The following is an 8,002-nucleotide window of genomic DNA, read 5'->3' on the forward strand; positions in this document are numbered from 1 at the left end:
CCGGCTTACGCAACTGCCCGCATCACCCTACGAAACAACATGTGGTCTGGTCGCGACCTGATCCAGAACCTGCAAACCCACACAATCCGCGAAGAAGCCGAAAATCGCCATATCGGCCATCTGGCGGACCTGAGCCCGCGACATTCGGCCGCAAGGCGCCGTCGTGCGACCAACAGAGCGATCAGGCCGACTTATCTGCGCAGCCAAACCCATTTATCAGACTTTCCAACAAAAAAGGTTGACTTGTAGGCAGTTTCAGACATTTTCTAGGTTCAAAATCAGGCTAGGCTCAGGGTCCATTGATTTTCGCTTGCTAGCGTGATTCACGGTTCGAAAACGAGCGGTGAACATGTCTGATCTTTTCTGGCTAACCGACGCACAGATGGCGCGTCTTGAGCCCTTCTTCCCGAAGTCCCACGGCAAACCTCGCGTTGATGATAGACGTGTGTTGAGTGGGATTATCTTCATCAATCACAATGGTTTACGGTGGCGCGACGCGCCCACGGAATACGGGCCGCACAAGACGCTGTACAACCGTTGGAAGCGGTGGAGCGACAAGGGCATCTTCGCGCGGATGATGGCGGGTCTGGCAGCCGAGCACGGCGAACAGAAGACCGTCATGATCGACGCGACATATCTCAAGGCCCACCGAACAGCGACCAGCTTGGCCGCGAAAAAGGGGGGCGTGGACGCCTCATCGGCCGGACCAAGGGCGGGATGAATACAAAGCTGCACGCCATCTGCGACAGCCAGGGCCGACCTCTCGATCTCTTCGTCACAGCCGGGCAAGTCAGCGATTACATCGGAGCGCGGGCGTTGCTGAGCAGCCTGCCGGATGTCGATTGGCTGCTCGGGGACCGCGGATATGACGCCGATTGGTTCCGGGAAGCGTTGAAAGACAAAGGGATACGCGCATGCATCCCTGGCCGGAAGCAGCGCAAGAAACCGATCAAGTATGACAAGCGCCGCTACAAACGGCGCAACAGGATCGAGATCATGTTCGGCAGGTTGAAAGACTGGCGACGTGTGGCAACCCGATACGACCGCTGCCCGAAAGTCTTCCTGTCAGCCATCGCCCTCGCAGCCCTCGTTATTTACTGGCTATGAGTCCTGACCCTAGGGTGAGTTCTGTTGATAATTGCCTCTCCCCGGCGGCGTCATTTTCGGTCGTATCAACGGCGGGGATGGGTTGTATCTTGCGGCGATGCCAGAAAGATTAGCCTCGAGTATCAGCTTAAGGACCACGGATCGTTTCGATTCGCTAAACAGCCTGAGGTCGGAGCTTGATCGCACCGTTCCGCTTCGTGCGGCTGTGAGCAAACGTGGGTCAATGCCGATGGCGGCGGGGAGGTAAGAATGAATAGTCTTGAGCTACTAGTGACGGTTCATGCTGGAACGGGCGCGTTTCGTACCATCACGTCAGACCTTCTGGCGGAAACCTATCTCGCGCCGCGCCCGCAGGCCGTTGACCTGAACGCAGTTCTGGTAGACGAGGCGTTCCCTTGGTCAGCCAGCATGGGTGTGGCGCCGCTTGAAACGTCTGCCGCTGTTTCAGCTGCCTTGCGAAGCCTCGCGGAGGCGACTCAGGGCCTGAGCCCGGATGAGGTCGACCTCGGGTCGCTCGATCGCAATAGCCGCCTTTACAAACACCTCACGGCGCTCTGTGACCTCTGGCTTAATGCCCCAGGGGCGCTGCCGGAAGATCTGCAGGTTTGCGCTCATGTGCTTGCCTGCGTATCTGGTAACGCGCTTGAGCCGCTTCCGTTGGTGAGCGCTGATCCATGTGGCTTCGCGACACCCATTGAACGCCGCCTGCATGAGCAGTTGCTGGATCATCACGGGGTTGCCAACGCAGCTTTTCAGAATGAATGGGTCGCGCGCCGCGCACCGCTGATGACTGGCGCTGCAGCGGGCACGAGCTTGTGGCGTGCGCAGCAGGGTTTGACGGGCGCGTCTATCCCGCCTGGACCATTGGACGAAAGCTTGGCCTTCTTTGCCCTGCGCGATGAGGCCGAGGAGGCGGATTTCGCGGCGGCACGGGCCCAGCGCTTGGTCGATCAAGGCGCCTCACCTCACGAGATCGGTCTGCTGGTGCCCGACGAGGTCGGGTATTTTGCACAGCTTAGGCGCGCCTTCGATGCTGCGGGGCTTCCGCTCTCGGGTTTGCCCATACAGCCCGAGCGCCGCGATATCGCAGGTGAAACACTCCTTCAGCTGCTCTTGTGTTTTCAGTCCCCCGCACCGGCCATGGCGCTTGCCAGTCTCTATATTTCGCCTTTGATGCCATGGTCGTCCGAGACGGGGCTGCAGCTCTCTCGCGAGGTCATGCAGGGCCGGTTCGAACCCTATGCGGCTAGATCCCTGACTGGACGAGCGCAGCGGTTCTACAAACTGTTGCGGAGCAATGTTGCGCAGACGTCAGACGGAATTCAGCAAGCCCTCGAACAGGCCGCCCAGCTTTTGAGTGACGCGGCCGAGCAGCGCGAGGCTGTTGCTGCATTTCGCGTGAAGATGGGAATGATGCGGGCTGCGCTGTCTCAGAGCCGCTCGCTGGATTGGAGCGCCCTCTACCGAGTTGCGACACCCGCCATGCCCAAGCCTTCCCCCTCGGAGGCTTTTGTCGAGGGCGTGAGCGTGTTCACGGAAGGTTCGATGCCGTGGCGCCCGGCGCGACACCTTATTGCCATGGGCATGAGCGGCAATCGCTGGCCGCGTGCGGTTTCCGCGTCGCCGCTCTTTCTCGATGGCGAACTTAGGCTACTGCGCGAAAAAACCGGGCTCCATGTCGAAACGCGCGGCGATGCTCTGGCGCGGCGCCTCGAGAAGCTCCGCCGCCAGTTCCTATGCGCCTCGGAATCCTTGACCCTCTTGCGCCCCGTCTTCGCGCCGAATGGCAGCCGTCAGGCTCCGGCGGCTGCCCTGTCGCTGGTGGCGCGCACCGTGGGGAATGGTGAAAAGGGCAGCGAGGATGCTGAGGCGTTGATCCACGATCTGCGTGCTGTCCCGCGCGAGCGCTGGCCATTTGCGCATCGGGTTGTCGAGACGGCCACAGATGCGCAGCCCAGCGCCGTGCCGAAAGATGGCATCTTGCGCTTGGATCGCGATCTGCTCCGCCGCCGCCTTGCCGATGATGGGCGGATGCGCCCCCAGTCGCCTAGTCGACTTGAAACGCTTATGGTCAGTCCTCTGGCCTGGAGCTTGTCCGAGTTCGGGGCGGAACCTGTGACATGGGCGCCGGATGGGCTTAACGTCATGGTTGCAGGAACCATCGCGCATGACGTGCTGGAGTTTCTGTTTCCCAAGGATGCGCCGTTGCCAGATCACAACCAGATCGATGCTGAGGTGCCGGAGTTACTCTCCTCGGCCATCCGTAAATATGCGCCATATCTGCAGCGCTCGATCTGGGCCGTCGAACGTGATGGCTTGCTTCGTGATATCCGTACGGCCGCACATGCCTGGCGGAACACAGTCGAAGGCCTTGGCGCGCGTGTGATCGACAATGAAATCGGTCTGCAGGGTGAGGCACTGGGTATCTTGCTGCGCGGACGCGCTGATTGCCTTCTCCAACTCGAAGACGGCAGCCTCCTGGTCGTGGATCACAAGAAAAGTGGTACGCCCAAACGCCGCGCACGCCTTGAGGCTAAATGGGATTTGCAACTCGGCCTTTACCGAGCAATGCTCAAATGTCCTGCAAAAACAAACGACGTTCTAGAGGCCGCCTTGGCGGATAAGCCCAAGATCGGGGTCGCCTACCACCTGATCAACGACCAAGGCGTTTTGCTTGAAGGCCTTAAGCCAGCCGACGGCATCGTCACCGTCGTAGAGGGTGAGATTTCTGCGCAAGCCATGGACTTGTTGACCAAGCGACTTTCTGATGTGCGCGAAGGTTTGATTCGCCTCAATACGGAAGAAGATCGCCAAAAATTCGAGAAGGAAGCGAGTCTTGTGCCGTATGCATTGGATGCTTCGCCGCTTGTTTCGCGCTTCATGACGCCCAAGGCGGAGAATGCTGATACCACGGAGGGTCACAATGACTGAAATGCTGACGATTGTTCCGGCTGGGGCTGGTTCGGGCAAAACCTTCCGGATTAAATCGGACCTCACCAAATGGGTTAAGGACAACCTCGTCGCTCCAAATCGCATTTTGGCGGTGACATTCACTGAAGCTGCCGCCGCAGAGTTGCGCGGCCGTATTCGGTCGAGCCTTTTGGCCGAAGGTATGGTCGAGGAGGCATTAGCCGTCGAGCAGTCCTACGTTTCGACTATTCACGGGCTTGGATTGCGGATTCTTTCGGAACACGCTTTTGCCGCAGGAGCCTCACCGCAGCCACGTGCGTTGGCTGATGCAGAGCGCGACCTCCTAATTCGGCAAGCTATGGCGCACGCACAGTCTCTTGAGGCTGTCAAAGCTGACCTGCCGCGCTTTGGGTACCGGTCGAGTTTTGTCTCGAATGAGAGCCAGGAAGATAGTTTCCGCGGCAGAATCCTGACCACGATTGATCTTCTGAGGGGGCTCGGCGACAATGGAGAGGATCCGCAACTTGCGGATGGGGCGGTCGCCCGCCTGCGCGGGCTCTACGGTCGGGTCGAGCCAGACGGGGCGCCCTTGGAAGCGCGATTGCTGACGGCGATCGACGCCCTGCTTACGGCATTCCCTAACGATCTTACCGCCCATGCTACGTCGGACGCAGCGCGCACAGCGTTCGGAAAAGACTACCGCAACATGAAGCGCGCTCAGCGACCTAGCGAGTTGCGCCGGGATTGGCGGCTTTGGAAAGCCTTGAGTGGGTTGCGTCAATCGGTTCAAGGGGCGCCCACACCGGATGGCTATGATGTCTTGTCTGACGAAGTGATCGCGGCGGCCGCGGATATCGTGGTCCACCCCGGTCCTTTGGAGGATGCCTGCGCGCATCTTACGGCGCTGATCCATGGCGCCCAGGAAGTGATGTCGAAATATGCTGATATGAAGCGCGAAGCGGGTGTCATCGACTATGCCGACATGATCTGCGATGCCGAGCGCCTTCTGCGGACGCGCCCGGAAATCCTCGACGCGCTTTTGTCCGAAGTAGATTGCGTAATCATCGACGAGTTCCAGGACACGAACCCGGTCCAGTTCGCGCTGCTGTGGCGCATCGCGCAATCCGCCAAGCGCGTGCTGATCGTGGGCGACACCAAACAGTCGATCATGGGCTTCCAAGGGGCAGACCCGCGTCTGAGCGAGGCGCTCGAGCGGCAGAACCCGGACGCAGCCTCGCCCCTCACGGGCAACTGGCGTTCCGATCCTCGGCTGATGCAGATGGTGAATGCGATTTCGGCGGGGCTGTTCGGTGAGGCTTATGTTCCCCTGGAGCCGCAGCGTCCGGAAACTGGAGAGACCTTCGCAGAAATCCTGCGCATTCCAGAAGGGCGTCGATCAAAGAAATCCCGCCCGGAGGAGCATGTGGCCGCACGCATTGCCGATATCCTAGATGAGGCTGGGCCAGTAGTGGAGCGGGAGAGTAATCCCAAGGCGCCGACATTCCGGCCGGTCGAGCCGCGGGACATTGCCATTCTCGCGCCGACCCATTCGATGGCCGCACGCTATGCAACGGCGCTCAAGCGCCAAGGTGTCCCGGTTCGGATAAGTGAAACAGGATGGCTGGACTCGCCCGCCGTTATGGCGGCGCGCAACGCGCTGGCCTTCGCGGTCGATCCTACAGATCGCCATGCGGCACTCGCGATCCTGACACTTGGCCCATCCTCCATGCCTCTTCAGCAGGCGATGAGCCTGCTTGCCGATGGTGAATTGGAAGCTTGTGCCGAACTGGCCGACCTGCGGGCCTTGGCTGAGACTGCCCCCGCCATACCGCTGGAAACCCTGCTTCCGCGGGTGCTTAGCGCTGCGGGTATCCTCGACTGGGCTGCGCGAATGCCGGAGGCCGCGCAAGCCCATGCAGATCTCATGCGGCTCTCCGCGGAGGTCACCGAATTTGTCTCGGCCCATCGTGACTTCAAGGCAGCAGCTGGCTTCCATGGCGCGAGTGCGCAGGTTTTTCTGGGCTGGCTTGAAGCGCGTCGCCAGGAACGTGATTTCGACCGCCACCCTGACCCCGGCCAAAGCGCCGGGCAGGGGGTTGAGATCGTCACCTGGCATGCCTCGAAAGGGCGAGAATGGCCGATCACCGCGGTTGTTGGTCTCGATAATAAGATTGGTGAAAAGCCCGGCACCTTGCGCGCAGAATTCACAGATTTCAGCGATCTCAGCGCCATCCTGGAACGGGCGCTCCTGATCTGGACACCCGACCTGCCAATCAAGGAAAAGAAAGACGCCTTCATTGCCGATCGCCGAGCGGCGTCTGAGGCAGATGCGCGCCGTCTGCTTTATGTGGCACTGACACGTGGGCGCGATCGTTTGATCCTTGAGTGGCCAGATTTTGCGCTTAAAAAGCTTGGCGAGAGCGGCGGGCCTGCGAACCACGCCGAAATGTTGGTGTTGGAGGCGGGCGTGGAGCTGGAGGGCGGCAGCCTTAAAATCGGCGGTTCCAGTTTCCCCGCGCGCACTTTGAATTGCAGCGCTGAGGCTCCAGGCACGCTGGAAGCGTCCGGCGTGCAAGAGGCGTCGGAAAGACTGGCCTTTGGTGAGCTGCGGTCGATGCTCGAGACGCAGCAGACGGCATGGCGCGTCCGACCTTCTTCAATCGTGCAGGAACCGCTGCCTGAAGTTCAGACACGTATCGTTCAGCTGGAAGTACCGCCGCAGGCTGTCTCTCTTGTGGCAACCGCCAGCGAACGTGGTACTGTCCTTCACAGGGCAATGCGCGTTCTCTTGATGCGCCCGGATCTGCGTCCGCGTCTGTCAGCGGCCACGGGCTTTGACGAGGCGACGCTGGACGTGTTGCAGGCACAGGCGCGCGCCCTCAAAGAATGGCTGACCGCCGAAGGCTATACGCAGATCGAGTGTGAAGTGCCGATCCAGAGGCGTGAAGCATCAGGTGCTGAATTCAACGGGGTCGTTGACCTACTGGCGACGGGCGAAGGGAAGTGTTTGATCTTGGACCACAAAAGCGGTGTGGGAAGCTTTGCAGGCTACTTTGCGCAGCTAGATGCTTATCGAGAGGTTCTCGCGGAGCAGGCCGAGGGAATCAAACCTGACGTGGCAATCCACTGGATCGACAGGGCTGAGTTGGAAGTCCTAGTTCGCGAATAACCAAAATGAATGGCGAAAAGCTGCGACGCCAGGCGTGTTGTCGCAACACCCGCGCAGCCGTTCGCTTATGAAACCGAGGAGAGCAAGTGCGTGAGCATTACTGACATTATTCCCGATATCCATGGCCAGGCAGAGAAGCTGCGCCTTGCGCTGCAGAATCTGGGCTGGCGGCGGAACGGAACGACATGGCGGCATCCAGAACCAGACCGTCAGATTGTGTTCCTAGGAGACTTCATCGATCGCGGCCCTGAAAATGGTGCCGTCATTAGAATGGTCCGCGAGTTGATGGATGCAGGTCGGGCACGTGCTGTAATGGGTAATCACGAGCTAAATGCTCTTCACTTCCACACTACTGACCCTGAGATCGGTCAACCTCTTAGAGCACATAAAACAAAGAACCTCGAACAGCACGCAAGCTTCCTTGAGGAATACCCGCTCGGGGCTCCTGAAACTACCGCAGTTCTAGACTGGATGCGCCGGTTGCCACTGTTAATTGAAGACGATGCGTTCCGCGCTGTTCACGCTGCGTGGGTCCAGTCGGACGTTGAACGCCTGCGAAAGCACAGCCCAACCGGTATCTTGAATGAAGAGCAGCTGATTAGAGCTGCTCGAAAAGGCGATGAAATTTACAGTATAGTTGAAACGCTTGCCAAGGGGCCGGAGCAAGGCCTGCCGGAGGGTTACGAATTCACTGATAAGGGTGGTCATGTTCGGCGCAATATGGTCCCTTCTCGATCTCTGTGGGTTGCCGGGCTCATCAAGGGTTGAACGGGCGCTACATTTTGTGCGGCCGGTAGGCGCGTCCGGCGCGTAGAA

Annotated in this window: 5 protein-coding genes; all 5 read left to right on the top strand. The window is 59.6% G+C overall.

The features are described 5' to 3' along the window. On the top strand, nt 1–249 hold a 249-nt coding region (locus ACH107_RS27295; protein ID WP_412508831.1), incomplete at its 5' end, for a hypothetical protein. A gap of 100 nt (nt 250–349) precedes the next feature. Beyond that, a protein-coding gene (locus ACH107_RS27300) for an IS5 family transposase (RefSeq protein ID WP_412508832.1) occupies nt 350–1,107 on the top strand; the annotation gives its coding sequence in 2 pieces (ribosomal slippage) (nt 350–674 and nt 674–1,107; 759 coding nt in all). A 249-nt stretch (nt 1,108–1,356) separates the two neighbouring features. After that, nucleotides 1,357–4,038 (top strand): PD-(D/E)XK nuclease family protein, encoded by a 2,682-nt coding sequence (locus ACH107_RS27305; protein WP_412508833.1) that lies wholly within the window; start codon nt 1,357–1,359, stop codon nt 4,036–4,038. Next, the gene (locus ACH107_RS27310; protein WP_412508834.1) at nt 4,031–7,186 is read left to right on the top strand and encodes a UvrD-helicase domain-containing protein; all 3,156 of its coding nucleotides are present in this window, start codon (nt 4,031–4,033) and stop codon (nt 7,184–7,186) included. The genes ACH107_RS27305 and ACH107_RS27310 overlap by 8 nt, the downstream gene beginning before the upstream one ends. 90 nt (nt 7,187–7,276) lie before the next feature. After that, nucleotides 7,277–7,954: a metallophosphoesterase gene (locus ACH107_RS27315; RefSeq protein ID WP_412508835.1), complete on the top strand. Its 678-nt coding sequence runs from the start codon at nt 7,277–7,279 to the stop codon at nt 7,952–7,954. The last annotated feature ends 48 nt before the right edge of the window (nt 7,955–8,002 follow it).

Source organism: Roseovarius halophilus (ex Wu et al. 2025), assembly GCF_047086965.1.

Coding starts and splice junctions, on each gene's coding strand:
- ACH107_RS27310 (WP_412508834.1), top strand. CDS start 4,031: ATGACTGAAATGCTGACGATTGTTCCGGCTGGGGCTGGTTCGGGCAAA.
- ACH107_RS27305 (WP_412508833.1), top strand. CDS start 1,357: ATGAATAGTCTTGAGCTACTAGTGACGGTTCATGCTGGAACGGGCGCG.